At 53.8% G+C, this 16,064-nt stretch carries 14 protein-coding genes; 7 read left to right on the forward strand and 7 right to left on the reverse strand.

Annotated elements, in window-relative coordinates:
• Window positions 1-17: 17 nt before the first annotated feature.
• A complete protein-coding gene (locus EV12_RS06000; protein WP_036913272.1) occupies window positions 18-2,942 on the reverse strand; it encodes a peptidase domain-containing ABC transporter in 2,925 nt (974 codons plus the stop codon).
• A complete protein-coding gene (locus EV12_RS06005; RefSeq protein WP_036913275.1) occupies window positions 2,939-3,670 on the reverse strand; it encodes a peptidylprolyl isomerase in 732 nt (243 codons plus the stop codon). Before EV12_RS06005 ends, EV12_RS06000 begins: the two co-directional genes overlap by 4 nt.
• 110 nt (window positions 3,671-3,780) lie before the next feature.
• Here EV12_RS06005 and secA point away from each other — a divergent pair, with 110 nt between their 5' ends.
• The gene (gene secA, locus EV12_RS06010; RefSeq protein WP_036913278.1) at window positions 3,781-6,636 is read left to right on the forward strand and encodes a preprotein translocase subunit SecA; all 2,856 of its coding nucleotides are present in this window, start codon (window positions 3,781-3,783) and stop codon (window positions 6,634-6,636) included.
• 25 nt (window positions 6,637-6,661) lie between these two features.
• Here the strand turns inward: secA and cysE are convergent, their stop codons facing one another.
• The 4 genes from cysE to miaA form a co-directional block, all read right to left on the reverse strand.
• Window positions 6,662-7,405, reverse strand: a complete 744-nt coding sequence (cysE, locus tag EV12_RS06015; RefSeq protein ID WP_036913280.1) for a serine O-acetyltransferase — start codon at window positions 7,403-7,405, stop codon at window positions 6,662-6,664.
• A gap of 22 nt (window positions 7,406-7,427) precedes the next feature.
• Window positions 7,428-8,417 (reverse strand): GntR family transcriptional regulator, encoded by a 990-nt coding sequence (locus EV12_RS06020; protein ID WP_036913283.1) that lies wholly within the window; start codon window positions 8,415-8,417, stop codon window positions 7,428-7,430.
• Window positions 8,418-8,845: 428 nt separating this feature from the next.
• The gene (infC, locus tag EV12_RS06025) at window positions 8,846-9,505 is read right to left on the reverse strand and encodes a translation initiation factor IF-3 (protein WP_036913285.1); all 660 of its coding nucleotides are present in this window, start codon (window positions 9,503-9,505) and stop codon (window positions 8,846-8,848) included.
• Window positions 9,506-9,567: 62 nt separating this feature from the next.
• Entirely contained in the window at window positions 9,568-10,467 is a 900-nt protein-coding gene (gene miaA, locus EV12_RS06030; RefSeq protein ID WP_036913288.1) for a tRNA (adenosine(37)-N6)-dimethylallyltransferase MiaA, read from the reverse strand.
• Between the two features lie 166 nt (window positions 10,468-10,633).
• Here miaA and gyrB point away from each other — a divergent pair, with 166 nt between their 5' ends.
• Genes gyrB through EV12_RS06050 form a run of 4 tightly spaced genes read left to right on the forward strand, consistent with a single transcriptional unit; the run spans window position 10,634 to window position 13,682 of the window.
• Entirely contained in the window at window positions 10,634-12,601 is a 1,968-nt protein-coding gene (gyrB, locus tag EV12_RS06035; protein WP_036913291.1) for a DNA topoisomerase (ATP-hydrolyzing) subunit B, read from the forward strand.
• Complete coding sequence (locus tag EV12_RS06040) at window positions 12,601-12,927, forward strand: hypothetical protein (RefSeq protein WP_011129501.1); 327 nt, start codon at window positions 12,601-12,603, stop codon at window positions 12,925-12,927. Before gyrB ends, EV12_RS06040 begins: the two co-directional genes overlap by 1 nt.
• On the forward strand, window positions 12,920-13,315 hold the full coding sequence (locus EV12_RS06045) for a FluC/FEX family fluoride channel (protein ID WP_036913295.1): 396 nt from the start codon (window positions 12,920-12,922) through the stop codon (window positions 13,313-13,315). Before EV12_RS06040 ends, EV12_RS06045 begins: the two co-directional genes overlap by 8 nt.
• Complete coding sequence (locus EV12_RS06050) at window positions 13,308-13,682, forward strand: fluoride efflux transporter FluC (protein ID WP_036913298.1); 375 nt, start codon at window positions 13,308-13,310, stop codon at window positions 13,680-13,682. Before EV12_RS06045 ends, EV12_RS06050 begins: the two co-directional genes overlap by 8 nt.
• On the opposite strand, the gene EV12_RS06055 is transcribed toward EV12_RS06050, so the two are convergent.
• Window positions 13,657-14,136, reverse strand: coding sequence for a glutathione peroxidase (locus EV12_RS06055; protein WP_036913301.1), 480 nt, complete (start codon window positions 14,134-14,136; stop codon window positions 13,657-13,659). The genes EV12_RS06050 and EV12_RS06055 overlap by 26 nt on opposite strands.
• A 75-nt stretch (window positions 14,137-14,211) precedes the next feature.
• On the opposite strand from EV12_RS06055, the gene mgtE reads away from it, so the two are divergent.
• Together mgtE and EV12_RS06065 are read left to right on the forward strand one after the other, a co-directional pair.
• On the forward strand, window positions 14,212-15,633 hold the full coding sequence (mgtE, locus tag EV12_RS06060) for a magnesium transporter (RefSeq protein WP_036913303.1): 1,422 nt from the start codon (window positions 14,212-14,214) through the stop codon (window positions 15,631-15,633).
• Between the two features lie 137 nt (window positions 15,634-15,770).
• Window positions 15,771-16,064: sigma-70 factor domain-containing protein (locus EV12_RS06065; RefSeq protein ID WP_275040948.1), on the forward strand; the 294-nt coding region annotated here is incomplete at its 3' end.

The raw sequence follows: 16,064 nt of genomic DNA on the forward strand, positions 1-16,064 counted from the left end.
TTACAATTTTGTTCATGTTAGCCTCCCTCTTGTTGTTGATATAGGGCGTAATAACGACCACGAATAGCCATCAGTTCCTCGTGGCTTCCTGATTCCACAATCGCGCCTTGATGCAACATTAAAATTCGATCGGCACGGCGAATCGTGCTTAAGCGATGGGTGATAAAGAAGGTTGTGGATCCATACAATAGATTGCGAAGGTTATCGCAGACTTTCCGCTCTGTTTCATAATCGAGCGAGCTCGTTGCTTCATCAAGAACCAGTAATTTTGGATTGCTTAAGAGGGTTCGGGCGAGGGCAATCCTTTGGCGCTGGCCGCCACTTAAGGAGGCACCCCGTTCGCCCACATTGCTGCTGTAGCCAGCGGGAAGTTCCATCACAAAATCATGGGCACAAGCTAATCTCGCTGCGTTTACCACCATTTCGCTGCTGGCATCTGGGTCGGTGAGGGCAATGTTTTCAGTCACAGTTCCAGCAAACAACAGCGGTTCTTGAGGCACGATTCCAATTTGGCGACGAAGGGAATAGAGCTCCACTTTGTCGATGTCATAGCCATCGATCAAGATTCGACCCTCTCGTGGTTGATAGAGTCTTGGCAGCAACTTCATCAAGGTGCTCTTACCGCTGCCACTCTGACCCACGATTCCCACAAAGGTGCCTGAAGGGATGTGCACATCAATGTGTTGGAGCACATCTGGCTGTCCAGATCCTCCGAATCTGTAGCTGAGATTGTCGAAGGTGACATCACCCTTCACCGGTGGCAACGGGATCTTTCCTTGATCGCTGGTGTTGCTTTCTTGGGGAGTGTCTACCACATCGGCGAGCCGCTCAAAGCTTACGCGCAACTCCTGAATGTTTTGCCAGATGCTGGAAAGTCGAAGCAGAGGCTGAGTCACATAGCCGCTAATAATCCGGAAGGCAATCAGCTGGCCCAGTGTGAGGTCACCACTCAGCACCATCGATGCTCCCACCCAGAGAACGGCCAGTTGTGAAATTTTTTGTAGCATTTGCCCCATTTGGGTCAAGGCCGTGCCCGTTACGGTTTTCTCAAAGGTGCGGTTGATGTAGCCGTTATATAAGTCTTGCCATTTCCAGCGGCTTACCATCTCCACGTTTTGTGCTTTCACCGTTTGGATGCCAGTGAGCACTTCCACAAGGTGGCTTTGTGTTTTGGCGTTTTCATTTGCAGCTTGGCGGAATTGTTGGCGAAACAAGGGTGCTCCAATCACCGTGAGAAGCACCTGAATCGGCACAACGATCAGCGCCACGATCGTGAGAACCCAGCTGTAAAGGGCCATCACCAGGATGTAAATCACGGAGAAGGCCGCGTCAATCACGGTTGTGAGTGCTTGGCCAGTGAGAAATTGACGTATTTTTTCCAACTCAGCCACCCTGGTGCCAAGCTCACCCACCGGCCTCTTGTCGAAGTAATTCAGCGGCAGGCGCAGCAGATGATCAATCACCTCAGCGCCCAAACGCATGTCGATGCGATTGGTGGTTTGCGTGAACAAGAAGGTGCGCAGTGCTCCAAGCACGCCCTCAAAAATGGTGACTCCCACAAGCGCGATTCCAAGCACCTGCAAGGTGTCGAGGCTGCGCTGGTTGATCACCTTATCGATAATCACCTGAATCAACAGCGGATTGGCCAAAGTGAATAGCTGCACCACAAACGAGGCCAGAAGCACTTGAAGCAGTACTGCGCGGTAGCGGCGTAACGCGGGAAAAAACCAACTCGGCCCAAAGCGTTGATCGGGTGTGGTGCTGGTGCGCTCCACCATGACCACACCCAGGCCATCTGGATAAAGCTCCTCGAGCTCGGCCGTGCTCACCTGAAGCCAACCTTCGGCTGGAGATGCCAGCGTGAGTCCTTGTTCATTGCTGACAACCGCCAGAGCAAAGCCATTGCCCCACTGGAGCAACATTGGTGTTTTCAGGCGATTGCCTACCGAGGGACTGATCTTGGCGCCAACGGCATGCAAGCCGAGCATGGCCGCCACCTGACCGAGCAATTGCAGATTCGGCGTTTGGCCTCGGCGCAAGGCATCGCGCACTACCCGTTCCACAGCATCCCTGCGAAAAGGCAGCTTGAGCAAGCGGCTCAACATCTGGAAGCAAGCCAACGTCTCCTCAAGCAACCCGTCCGCTCGGATCACTTCTAAATCGCGGAGTGGATCCTGCTGACCGAAGGCTTCTGCACTGGCCAAGGGGCTTGGTGGTGCCGTAGCCAAGGCGTTGGCTTCATCGACCACCTCGGCCTTGCTCAGTGCAGGTTGTTCGCCTTCCAGCAGAAGGTTGAGTGGTTCAGCCGGGAGGCTGATCAGGCGCCTGGCCAGGGGTGGCCTCAGCTCTGGCAATGCATCGTCTGCTGTCGTGAGTTCGCTGCCGAGCGGCTCAGAGCAGTTGGCGCTGCCCAGAAAAACGCGGCGGCCCTCTCGCAAGGCCTGCCCTAGAGCTTCCTGAGAATCATCTAAAAGTGTGGCCTGATCGAGCAAGTCGTTCAGCTGGCCCTGTAAAGGCGGAAGGGCACTCTGGCTTCCTTCGCGAAGCAAGTGCAGCAGCCGGTGCAGTTCCGCGTCCCAAAACTGGGTGTTGCACCAGGTTCTGAAGTTGTCGTCTTCTCGGTAGAGGGCCAACACCTGCTTGTCGCTTAGCGCTGCCGCCTCCACCTGGGTGCTGGCAATGATCGATTCGCAGGGATCTACCGACATCAACGACGCAATTCCAGCGACATCGCCAGCTTTGAGCTTGAACAGCGTTTGCAAACGTGCATGTTTGTTCGCCAGCACGCGGGCTTCGCCGCTCACGATCAGAAACACCTGGCTGGGCAGTTGCGTATCGCTGCACATCGGTTGCCCTGGCTCGAACTGCAGGCGTGCACTCGGCTGGTTCAGCAGAGATTGCAATGCATTCGGCAATGCAGCACTGGCAGATGAGGCGTTCATGACGGCAAATTAATTGAGAGAGCCTGAAATTGCTGATTGACTTCCTCTTGAAACCACTGTTGGAACAGCTCGGTGCACATCTGTTGGCATGTTGCTTCATCGAAGCTCACCGGTGTGTAGCGATCCACTCGAACCACCACCCACCAGTCTTCGATTTTGAAGGGTTCTAGCAACGTGCCTGGAGCATTGGTGCGTAGGGCCTCAGACAGGAGCGGATGGGCTTGGCGCAGCGGCACCGGCCCGACCGAACCACCTTTTGTGTTCTCTGATCCCTCGCTGTAATCGCTAGCGAGCTCAGCAAACGTTGCTTCGCCCTCGGCGATGCGCAAATAGAGCTCTCGGGCCAGATGTCCATTCTTCAGCCGCAACAGGCTGTACATCACCTGATCGAGTTGTTCCTTGCGCTCCAGAAAGCGTTGTTCGGCCTTGTGGGCGAAGTGCGTTGCGCTGTAGCTGGCGATGCGGATCGGGAGATTGACCTGCCAACGAAGATCGGCCATGTTCAGCACCTCTTGAGCGAGGTGATCCTTAAGAGCCTGCTCGTTGCTCAGTTGATGCTGCTTGCAGTATCCCTCGATCGCTCGTTGCTCTTGCTCTTGAGCCACCGAAAGATCGGAAAGAGTGTCAACAAGGATTTGTTTGCTCAGCAGCAGTTTCAGAAGTTGGTGTCGAGCGAGAAGTTGCAGCACCTTGGCTGGAAGTTCACTAATCAATGGTGAGGTCGGCATTTGTTTGCAATCGCCCGGCTAAAGCACTTGGTCCTAGAGAGCTTTGACCTTAGGTCTATGGCAATGGTCCAGGATTAGTAGGCTGCCCAGAATTCTTTTCGGCCGTTCTCATGCTCAAGCTACTGCTGGGTGACCCCAATGCCCGCAAGCTGAAGCGTTACCAGCCGATCGTCACTGACATCAATATCCTCGAAGAGGACATCGCCTTGCTCAGCGATGACCAGCTTCGCTCTAAAACGGCCGATTTTCGCCAGCAGTTTGGCAATGTCGCCAGTTTTCCTAAGCAGCGAGTTTTACTTGATGAGCTGCTCCCAGAAGCCTTTGCTGTTGTGCGTGAGGCTGCTAAACGGGTGCTCGGCATGCGTCATTTCGATGTGCAGCTGATCGGTGGCATGGTGCTGCATGAGGGTCAGATCGGTGAGATGAAGACCGGTGAAGGTAAGACTCTTGTTGCCACCCTGCCTAGCTACCTCAATGCCCTTACCGGCCGTGGGGTGCATGTCGTGACTGTGAATGATTACCTGGCACGGCGTGACGCGGAATGGATGGGCCAGGTGCATCGTTTTCTCGGTCTCAGTGTTGGTTTGATTCAGCAAGACATGAGCCCTTCTGAGCGGCGGCGTAATTACGCCTGCGATATCACCTATGCCACCAATTCAGAGTTGGGTTTTGACTACCTGCGTGACAACATGGCCACCGATCTGAGTGAGGTGGTTCAGCGGGAGTTTCAGTACTGCGTTATCGATGAGGTGGATTCGATCCTGATCGATGAGGCGCGTACTCCCTTGATCATTTCCGGACAGGTGGAGCGTCCCCAGGAGAAGTATCAGCAGGCTGCAGATGTGGCCGCTGCTCTCGAGCGGGCTGCCGAACAGGGGAAGGATGGCATTGATCCAGAGGGTGACTACGAGGTTGATGAGAAGCAACGCAGTTGCACTCTCACGGATGAAGGCTTTGCCAAAGCTGAGCAAAACCTCCAAGTGAAGGATCTGTTTGACCCCGCTGATCCCTGGGCCCATTACATCACCAATGCATTGAAGGCCAAGGAGTTGTTTGTTCGTGATGTGAATTACATCGTTCGCGATGGTGAAGCTGTGATTGTCGATGAGTTCACAGGTCGTGTGATGCCAGGCCGGCGCTGGAGCGACGGACAGCATCAGGCGATTGAAGCCAAGGAACAGCTAGCGATTCAGCCTGAAACTCAGACTCTGGCTTCGATTACTTATCAAAATTTCTTTCTGCTCTATCCCCGCTTGGCTGGCATGACCGGCACCGCTAAGACTGAAGAGGTGGAATTTGAGAAGACCTACAAGCTTGAGACTGCAGTGATCCCTACCAACCAGCCTCGGGCTCGTGCGGATTGGGTCGATCAGGTTTATAAGACTGAATCAGCCAAGTGGCGGGCCGTGGCCAACGAAACGGCCGAAATTCATAAGCAGGGAAGGCCTGTTCTGGTTGGCACAACCAGTGTTGAGAAAAGCGAACTGTTGAGCTCCCTGCTTTCAGAACAAGAGATTCCCCACAATCTTTTGAATGCCAAGCCGGAGAATGTGGAACGTGAGGCGGAGATCGTGGCTCAGGCTGGCCGTGCAGGGGCTGTGACGATTGCCACAAACATGGCTGGCCGTGGGACAGACATCATACTTGGCGGAAATAGCGATTACATGGCACGCCTCAAGTTGCGTGAGGTTTTGCTGCCAAGGCTGGTGAGGCCTGAGGAGGGTCATCGTCCACCAGTGCCATTGCAGAGGGCTACCGAGACAGGTGGTGGTTTCGCTGCCAAGGCCGTTGCTTCGAATGGATCTCACGGCCATGTCTTAAGCGAGGCCCGTGCAATCGGGAGTCTCTATCCTTGCGCGCTTACTGATGACACTGATCAGTTCCTGGCGGAGTTAGCTCGGGAGCTTGTGAAGGTTTGGGGAGATAGGGCACAGAGTGTGATCGAATTGGAGGATCGCATCTCCACTGCTGCTGAAAAAGCACCTACCGATGATGCGCAGATTGCTGCCTTAAGAGAGTCGATCGCAAGAGTAAAGACTGAATACGACGTGGTAGTGACCCAGGAGGAGGTTCGAGTGAGGGAAGCAGGTGGTCTTCATGTGATTGGTACAGAACGTCATGAATCTCGCAGGGTTGATAATCAGCTGCGTGGTCGGGCTGGCCGCCAGGGTGATTTAGGTAGTACCCGTTTTTTCCTTTCTTTGGAAGACAATCTTTTGCGCATCTTCGGAGGCGAACGGGTGGCTGCGCTGATGAATGCTTTCCGAGTGGAGGAGGACATGCCCATTGAGTCGGGCATGCTGACCCGTTCTTTAGAGGGGGCTCAGAAAAAGGTAGAAACCTATTACTACGACATTCGTAAGCAGGTTTTTGAGTACGACGAGGTGATGAATAATCAACGCCGTGCCGTTTATGCCGAACGTCGCCGGGTACTTGAGGGTCGCGGACTCAAGAAGCAGGTGATTGGTTATGGAGAGCGAACAATGGACGACATTGTTGAGGCTTATGTGAACCCTGACTTGCCCCCTGAAGAATGGGATTTAGGGCAATTGGTTGGCAAGGTCCAGGAATTTGTCTATCTGCTTGAGGATCTAAAGCCTGAGCAGTTACAGGGGCTAAGTATGGAGGAACTTAAGTCTTTTCTTCAGGAGCAACTGCGCAATGCTTATGATATTAAAGAAGGTCAGATTGAGCAGCAGCGTCCAGGGCTGATGCGTGAGGCAGAGCGCTTCTTCATCCTTCAGCAGATCGATACACTTTGGCGGGAACATCTGCAGGCGATGGATGCTCTGCGTGAATCTGTAGGTTTGCGAGGATATGGGCAAAAAGATCCGCTCATTGAATATAAGAATGAGGGCTACGATATGTTTCTCGAGATGATGGCAAATATGCGGCGTAATGTGATTTATTCGATGTTCATGTTCCAACCTGCTCCTGCTCCTGCGCAAGAGGCTTCGACTGTTTGATTTTATTGAATAGCTTGTCTAACTATCAGCTTCTGGGATTGTCTCCTAGGAACTCAAGGATTTCTCTGTCTTTGAGGTTTTGAGCTTGTCCGGTTTGAAGATTTTGAGGAACACGATCAGTACTTAGTTCTTGTAGGAAAGAATGCAAAGCTGTGACCTGATTCTCTAGTTGGTCGATACGCTCCATCAGATTGCGTATGACATCGGCCTCTGCATCTGGTAGTGCTGAGTGGGCTAATGGATTGATGCGGACTCCGCTTTGATGCACCACTCGCCCTGGGATGCCCACAACCGTGCTGTCGGCTTCAACGTCCCGCACAACGACTGATCCGGCACCGATTCTCGTATTGGCCCCCACGTGAATTGCACCAAGAACTTTGGCGCCCGCTCCAACGACAACGTTTTCTGCCAGGGTTGGATGGCGTTTGCCATGCTCTTTTCCTGTACCTCCGAGCGTTACGCCTTGATAGAGCAGGCAGCGGTTGCCGATTTCCGTTGTTTCGCCGATCACAACACCCATGCCGTGATCGATGAATACTCCGTGACCGATCTGGGCGCCTGGGTGGATCTCTATGCCGGTCAGGGCACGTGTGATCTGGCTGAGTAGTCGTGGCAGCAAAGGTAATCCGGAGCGCCAAAGTCGGTGACTGATTCGATGCAGTGTCAAGGCCTGAAAGCCCGGATAGCAAAGCAGGATCTCAAGCAGGTCCCGGGCTGCTGGATCTCGCTCTTTGATGATTGCTAGGTCGGTCTTTATGGCTGTGAGCATTTGCCCAGATTAGTGAGCTTAATTAGGCGGTGAGCAGGCCGATTTCCTTGCGCAGTTGTTCGATCGTGTTGGTGCTGAGATAGCTGTCGGCGCAGTGAAGTTGGGGCATGCGTATCAATTGGGAACGGTTTTGGCGCAGGCTTTGCTCGACGAGGGGCAGGCTGGGGCGATCGCAGAGCACGTGGCTGGCTGCTCGTAGCAGGGCTAGTAGGCGGCTGCCTACATCCGGTGTTGCTGTCATGAGCAGGAGTTCATTGCCGCGCATGCTGTGCAGGATCACTTCGGCAGCTCGTAGGATCCCTGGGCTGATGCTTACCAGTCCCACGCAGCTGCCGGGTCGCAACTCCTTAAGCATGGCGAGCTCTTGGCGGAAGTCATTGAGATCTACTGCGACTGCCCGAACTCCGTGGCGTTTAGCTAGCTCTTCCAGCGGTTGCAGGAAATAGCGACTGGTCACCACGGTGCCGTTGCTTGAGCTTTCAAGAATGTTTTCCAGCTCTTCCATCGGTACCACCTCAACTGGAACATCAAGGTGGGGTTCCAGCTCTTCTGCAATCAGCATGGAGGCGCCAATATCCTCCCTCGGAGTGCTTACCAACACTCTCGCCCCGCAGCGAAGTCGCCAGTCAATTTCGCGGGTTAGCAGCTCTCTCGTCTGCTGCAGAGTACAACCAGCATTGAGCAGACCATCGACGCACTTGCGCACTTCCTGGTCAAGGTCAGGGGTGCCTCGATTGCGAATATGGGGAGGGGTTTTGATTTCGCGCGGCTTTTGCTGGTCGCGCACGTAGATACCTGAACCAGCCATGGCTTCGACGACCCCATCTGTTTCAAGCTGCCGATAGACCTTGCTGATCGTGTTGCGATGAAGGCCAGTTTGCATGGCTAACTGGCGAGTGCTGGGCAGTCTGTGGCCAGGTGGGTAATGACGTGCGGCGATTGCGAAACAAATCTGGTTGTAAAGCTGGGTCGAAGCCGGAATGTCGCTTTCCTGCTGAATATGGAATCGCACGCCGGTAGGCCAGGTTGCAATGCGGCCACCTTAAAGAGCAGGAGGCCCTCATGACAATCGCGCGTGTGTCCTCTGATGCTGTGACAGTTCACTTTGGCCTTGGCATGGCTGAGCTTGATAGTGGTTTTTATTGAGCTCCTTGAGAATTCGCAAAAAGGGCACGCCTTGTTGGTGCTCCCAGTTCGAAGGTTTTGCCTAACTGCATGCTGAGTCGCAAGATCTCTCTGGTCCGGACGACTCTCTACCTAGCGAGATGTGTAGGCGGACTATCCAGGTTTCTGCTGGAAAACGCGGGTTTTTGAACAAGCGGTGTTGCCAAAGAGAATTCAGAGGGGTCGACCCCTCTGAATTGATCGACCCGAACACAGTTAATTGCTCAGGATGCTGTTAAGGGATAGCAGGTGGTTGATGCCACTGAAGTAAGGGATTTATTGATCTTTGTTGAGCTGTGTTTTGGCAGCAGCAGTTGCTCGAGGTGGGGCTGTGATGGTGCGAACCGCACGCGTAGGGATTTGGTTTTCTTTATCTGCTTTTATTAGCGGTGTTTTGCGCGGTGTAAGGAACATGATCATGTTCCGACCTTCTCGCTTAGGAGCTTGCTGAATTTCGGCCTGTTCTTCCAGGTCTTTTGCCATGCGTCGTAGCAGCGTTTCAGCAAGGGCAGTGTGCTGAATTTCTCGACCGCGGAAGATAACGGTGCACTTGACTTTGTCACCAGACTTCAGAAATCGCACGGCTTGGCCGATGCGCACGTTGTAGTCGTGCTGATCAATTTTGTAGCGCATTTTGACTTCTTTGACTTCGGTCTGATGCGATTTCTTCTTGGCTTCTTTGGCTTTCTTTTCCTGCTCAAACTTGAATTTGCCGTAATCCATGATTCGGCAAACGGGTGGATCCGCTTTCTCGCTGACAAGGACCAGATCAAGTTCCCTATCTTTTGCTACATCAAGGGCTTCTTCCCTGTTGATCACCCCGAGCTGAGTTCCGTCGGCGTCAACGACCCGCAACTTGGGATAATTGATGCGGTCATTAATGTTGGGGAGCTCCCTGACGGGTGCGCGACGGTCAAAACGAGGACGTGGTGGCATTCAGTGAGATAAGGGAATAGAGCAGACGACAAGGAGACCAGAAGGTTTTATGTCTGCACCATTCACCTTAGACCGGCTTGAATCAGTGATAGTGCTTCGCTCAGCGGTTCCTCACCTTTGAGCCAATGGGCGTGATGCTGTCTGCGGAACCATGTGCGCTGACGCTTGGCGAACTGCTGGGTACGACGTGTGGTCAGGGCGATGGCCTGGTCACGGTTGAGTAGGCCTTGAATCACCTTTAGTGCTTCCCCATAGCCGATTGTTTGCAGCAAGGGCAGATCGCTGTCGTAGCAATGAATCAAGTGTTCGGTTTCTTCGATGAGACCATTGGCATAGAGCTGTGTTGTGCGTTGGCCGATGCGTTCGCGCAGGTTGTGTGGGTCGAGGCCTAGTTCCAGCACGCGCCAAGGGGGTGGGCTGGAGCCTTGTTGAGAGGTGATCGGTTTGCCAGTGGCATAAACCACTTCCAGAGCCCGTTGGGTGCGCATGGCATCAGCAGGGGCAATTCGGCTGGCAGCGGTGGGATCGGCGGCTTGGAGTAGGTGGTGGCAGGTGCTTTGTCCTAGCTCGCCTAACTGCTTGCGGAGCTCTGGTTGTGGTGGCACTGCCGGTGGGCGCAGCCCACAAGTGAGAGCTTTGAGATAAAGACCACTGCCGCCAACCAGAAATGGCATGTTTTGGTCCCTTAGGTTTTGCTCAAGGATCAGTTGCGCGGCTGCCTGGAATTCCTGCAGGGTGATCGGTTGATCTGGGTGACGAAGATCAATCAGGTGATGTTGCACGCGGCGCTGCTGTTCTTTGGTTGGCTTGGCGGTGCCAATGTCCATGCCGATGTAGAGCTGGCGCGAATCCACATTGAGCACGCTCAGCTTCAGCTGTTCTGCAAGCTGTAAGGCCAGGCATGTTTTACCGCTTGCTGTGGGCCCTAGCAGGGCAATCAGAAGCGGCTTAGAGGCCGGCATGAGCAGCTGTGATGAGTGTCATGTCAGCAACGTTTAGGTCGTCCCTTTTGAGCAATGACGCTTTAGCGACTTTTGCAAGCGCCAGTGGTAAAATGAGCTTGCCAGGTCGAGGTTTCTCGCCGATGAGGCCTCCTAGAACAACCCTTCCTGGCTGCGGATTTATTGAATGAGCGAAGACTCCAAGGTCCAGGCTGCCTATGGCGCCGAACAAATTCAGGTGCTGGAAGGGCTGGAGCCCGTCAGGAAGCGTCCGGGGATGTACATCGGCTCCACTGGGCCAAGGGGATTGCATCACCTTGTCTTTGAGGTTGTCGACAACTCTGTTGATGAGGCGTTGGCCGGGCACTGTGATGAGATTCTCGTGGTGCTTGGGCCAGATGGTTCCGCATCAATAGCTGACAACGGCCGTGGCATTCCCACCGACGTTCATTCCCGGACAGGCAAGAGTGCCTTGGAAACGGTTCTCACCGTGCTTCATGCTGGCGGTAAGTTCGGCAGTGGCGGTTACAAGGTCTCTGGCGGCTTGCACGGAGTCGGTGTATCTGTCGTCAATGCCCTGAGTGAATGGGTGGAAGTGACGGTTCGCCGTCAAGGACAGGTGCACCGTCAGCGGTTTGAACGTGGGGCCGCGATAGGTAGTCTTCGCTCCGAAGCCCAGCCTGCTTCAGAGAAGGGGCGCACTGGCACGAGCGTTTGTTTTAAGCCGGACGAAGAGATATTTACTGTTGGCATTGTTTTCGATTACGCCACCCTGTCTGCACGTTTGCGTGAACTGGCTTATCTAAATGGTGGTGTGCGGATTGTTTTCCGCGATGAGCGTCAGGCTGTTTTAGATGCTGAAGGGGCTCCTCATGAGGAGGTCTATTTTTATGAGGGAGGTATCAAGGAATATGTCACCTATATGAATGCAGAAAAGGATGCTCTTCATCCCGAAATTATTTATGTGAATTCTGAAAAGGATAATGTGCAGGTTGAAGCAGCACTGCAATGGTGTGTTGATGCTTATTCAGATAGTATTCTCGGATTTGCTAATAATATTCGCACTGTAGATGGGGGTACTCATATTGAAGGGCTGAAGACAGTCCTTACGCGCACTCTCAATACATTTGCCCGTAAGCGTGGCAAACGCAAGGAGGCCGATTCCAATCTGGCCGGAGAAAATATTCGTGAAGGACTTACGGCTGTTCTTTCCGTGAAGGTGCCTGATCCGGAATTCGAAGGACAGACAAAAACCAAGTTGGGCAATACCGAAGTCCGCGGCATTGTCGACAGCTTGGTTGGTGAAGCATTGAGTCAGTATTTGGAATTTAATCCTGCGGTGATTGATCTCATTCTTGAGAAGGCCATCCAGGCATTTAATGCAGCTGAAGCTGCACGTCGTGCTCGAGAGTTAGTGCGCCGCAAAAGCGTACTTGAGAGTTCTACCTTGCCAGGTAAACTGGCTGATTGCAGTACAAGGGACCCCTCCGAATCAGAGATTTACATCGTGGAGGGCGACTCTGCTGGTGGATCTGCAAAGCAGGGTCGAGATCGTCGTTTCCAAGCAATTCTGCCCTTGCGCGGTAAGATTCTAAATATTGAGAAAACAGATGATGCTAAAATATATAAAAATACGGAGATTCAGGCGCTGATTACTGCGCTTGGACTGGGTATCAAAGGAGAAGAATTTGATGCAAAAAATCTCAGATATCACCGTGTGGTGATCATGACTGATGCTGATGTTGACGGTGCTCATATTCGTACGCTGATACTTACATTTTTCTACCGCTACCAGAAAGAATTAGTGGAAGGTGGTTATATCTATATTGCTTGCCCTCCTCTTTATAAGGTTGAGCGAGGTAAGAACCATACCTATTGCTACAACGAGGCTGATTTACAGACGACACTCGCAGGGTTCCCTGAGAAGGCCAACTACACCATTCAGCGCTTTAAGGGTCTCGGTGAAATGATGCCAAAGCAGTTGTGGGAGACCACCATGGACCCTTCTACTCGGATGATGAAGCGGGTGGAGGTTCAGGATGCATTAGAGGCTGATCGTATCTTCACAATTTTGATGGGTGACAAGGTTGCTCCTCGCCGGGAGTTCATTGAAACCCACAGCGCTGAGCTCGATATGGCAGCGTTAGATATCTGATGGGTGTTGTGCTCCGTTGGGGGTGGGTCCTAGGGGTGGCTTTGCTAGCTCCTGCAGCCTTGCCGGCTGGTGGGGGCGAGCGTCGTCAGCCAGAAATTCGTCGTTCTGATAGCTCAGGACCTTTGTTTGCTGGTACAAGCTGTGAATTGCGAGTTAGCCCTCTGGCTGTGGCTCCCAGCTTGCGAAGACTGGCCGTTGGCACCCCCTTGAATGTGCTCCGTCGCTGGCATGGCGAAGATGGTAAGGACTGGCTGCAAGTACAGATCGCCTCGGGTAGCGGTGAGTGCTTGGCCGGGGTTGTTAGACGTGGCTGGCTCAATGTCTGATCTGGCGTTGCCCGGATGGCAGGCTTCACTGGTAGCCATAGGCGCTGTGCCAGGAGCTTGGTTGCGCCTCAGAGTGGTGAACCATCTCGCGCCGATGGTGCCGAGGAAGCACTGGGCCACATTTTCAGTGAACATTGTGGCGGCCTTTGCCTTGGGTTTTGTCTTGGCGATGCACCAGAAAAGCGGCGTTGCAATTGGTACGTCGCCGTTCATTTTGCTGATTGGTGTGGGCTTCTTCGGCTCTCTCAGTACCTTTTCGACTTTTGCGGTAGAGCTACTCAATACTTTGCGGGAGCACCGCTGGAGTGAGGCTCTAGTACTTGCTGTGGGCTCGATCTTGGCAGGTCTCTTGGCTGCAGCTGCAGGTGTTGGCTTGGCTGATGGCTAAAACGACGCAACCCTTGCACAATCAATTGAATGAGCTGTGGCTGGTGGCTCTTGGGGCTGTGCCTGGGGCCTTGGTTCGCTGGCAGGTTCAGAACGACTTGCTGGTGAATGTGATTGGAGCTGCCATTTTGGGTTTTGTGGTTGGTTTGCCGTTCCGTCCAAGCCGTCAGTTGTTGCTGGGGGTGGGTTTCTGTGGCTCTCTCACCACTTTCAGCAGCTGGATGGTGGAATGCAGCACCCTGATCTCCCAGGGAGCTTGGTGGTCAGCGCTGGGATTGATTGGTTTAACCATGGGCTTAGGTCTTGGTGTTGCAGCCCTTGGTTTTTTGATGGGTCGGCAGTTCAGGCCACCAGGGCTTGGTCGATAGCTGTCTTGAGCTCAGTGCTCTCTGGCTCGACGCCACTTTTGAAGCGGTTCAGGACATTGCCGTTTTTGCCAACAAGGAATTTCTCGAAGTTCCAGGCCACATCTCCTGCTGGTTCAGTTTGATTGAGGGTGGTGTAGGGCTCGGTGGTTTTGCCCATGGCGTGCACCTTGTCAAACAATTCGAAGCTGGCGCCGTAGGTCGTGGAACAGAAGCTTTTGATCTCCTCGAGGGTGCCTGGCTCTTGGGCTCCGAAATCGTTGCAAGGAAAGCCCAGCACTTTTAGTCCCTTCGGGCCGTATGTGTCTTGCAGTGCCTGCAGACCTTTGTATTGCTTGGTAAAGCCACATCGGCTGGCCACATTCACGATTAACAGCACCGTGCCGTTGTATTCGCTGAGGGGTTTCTCAGCACCCTCTGGAGTGCGAACCACAATCTGGCTGATATTGATGGCCATGGATATTCGGTTTTGTCTTCAAGACCCTAGCGAGGACCATTCGCCATAAAGTGTGCTCGCCTTGACGGTGGGCCGATGAACGAGGCAACGGGGGCAACCAGTCCGGAGGCGGCCGTCGTCAGCGGCTCTGACCTGGTGGACTTGGTGGCCCAGCAGCTGCAAGCGCTGTTGTCAGCAGGAAACTATGACGCTGTGAAGATGTTGCTTCAACCGGTGCAACCGGTTGACATCGCTGAAGCCATTGGCATTTTGCCTCGTACCCTGCAGGCTCTTGCCTTCCGCTTGCTCAGCAAGGACGAGGCCATTGAGGTTTACGAATATCTAGACCCTGCTGTTCAGCAGAGTTTGCTGGAACGCCTTCGCTCTGGTGAGGTGCTCGAGTTGGTGGAGGAGATGTCTCCCGATGACCGGGTGCGATTGTTTGATGAGCTGCCTGCCAAGGTGGTGCGACGAATGCTGGCAGAACTGAGCCCAGCAGAGCGACGGGTCACTGCTCAGTTGCTTGGTTACGAGACTGAAACCGCTGGTCGCTTGATGACCACCGAGTTTATTGATCTCAAGGAATTCCATAGTGCAGCTCAGGCTCTCACGATCGTGAGGCGTCGAGCTCCTGACACGGAGACGATTTATAGCCTCTATGTGACTGATGGCGAGCGACACCTTACCGGGATCCTTTCATTGCGAGATCTCGTGACTGCTGAGCCGGAGGCACGCATCGGGGATGTGATGACCCGCGATGTGGTGAACGTGCGCACCGACACAGATCAAGAGGAGGTGGCCCGAGCGATTCAGAGATACGACTTTTTGGCTGTCCCAGTTGTGGATCGAGAACAGCGATTGGTAGGGATCGTCACCGTCGATGATGTGATTGACGTGATTGAACAGGAGGCCACCCGCGATCTTTATGCAGCTGGAGCTGTGCAGGCGGGGGATGAAGATGACTATTTCCAGAGCAATTTGTTGGTTGTTGCTCGCCGTCGAGTGGTGTGGCTGGCTGTGTTGGTGGTAGCGAATGGCTTTACTAGTCAAGTGATTGCTATGAACGACGATGTGCTGAAGCATGTTGTGCTGTTGGCGGCGTTCATCCCGTTGTTGATCGGTACGGGCGGCAACGTTGGCGCTCAGAGTTCCACTGTGGTGATTCGAGGTCTTAGTACTCAGCGCATCCAGGCTCTTGGTCGCATGAAGGCGGTGTTGCGTGAGGCCATGGCGGGCGGGCTTTTGGGTTTGTTGATGTTGCTTGTGGTTGTTCCCTTTGCTTGGTGGCGGGGCGAAAGTCTTCTTGTGGGAGCAGCAGTAGGGATCAGCCTGATGGCTATCACGACCCTGGCGGCTACGGCTGGGGCGGCTTTGCCTTTGTTGTTCGATCGAATGGGTCTGGATCCAGCCCTGATGTCGGCTCCCTTTATTACGACAGCAACTGATGTGGCGGGGGTCTTCATCTATTTACGGACAGCGGCCTGGCTGCTTCAGCGTTCAAATGGAATAGCTTTCTAGGTATATTTACCTAAATCCCTTGGCGAGGGGGTTTTCCGCAGGGCCTTTTGGATTGCTCGGGGGTAGGCTTTACAAAACGCAATAGAGTTGTCGTGGCCGACTCCGCAGTCTCCAAAGCCCTTGTTAAATCTGCGGTTGTGCCTGCTCGCAAGTTGCCCGCAGATGTCGACCTGGTGCGTTCATACCTGCGCGATATCGGTCGAGTGCCGCTGCTGAGCCATGAGCAGGAGATCACGCTGGGTCGTCAGGTGCAGGAGTTGATGTCTTTAGAGCAGCTTGAGTCTGAATTGGAAGCTAAGACAGGTGAGCCAGCGAGTCGTCAAGAGCTAGCGAAGGCAGCTGGATTGAGTGCGTTGCAGCTCAAGAAGAAGTTGCAGAGCGGACGACGTGCGAAGGAGCGGATGGTGTCGGCGAACTTGCGCTTAGTGGTG

The organism is Prochlorococcus sp. MIT 0701, from assembly GCF_000760295.1.
Lineage (GTDB): Bacteria > Cyanobacteriota > Cyanobacteriia > PCC-6307 > Cyanobiaceae > Prochlorococcus.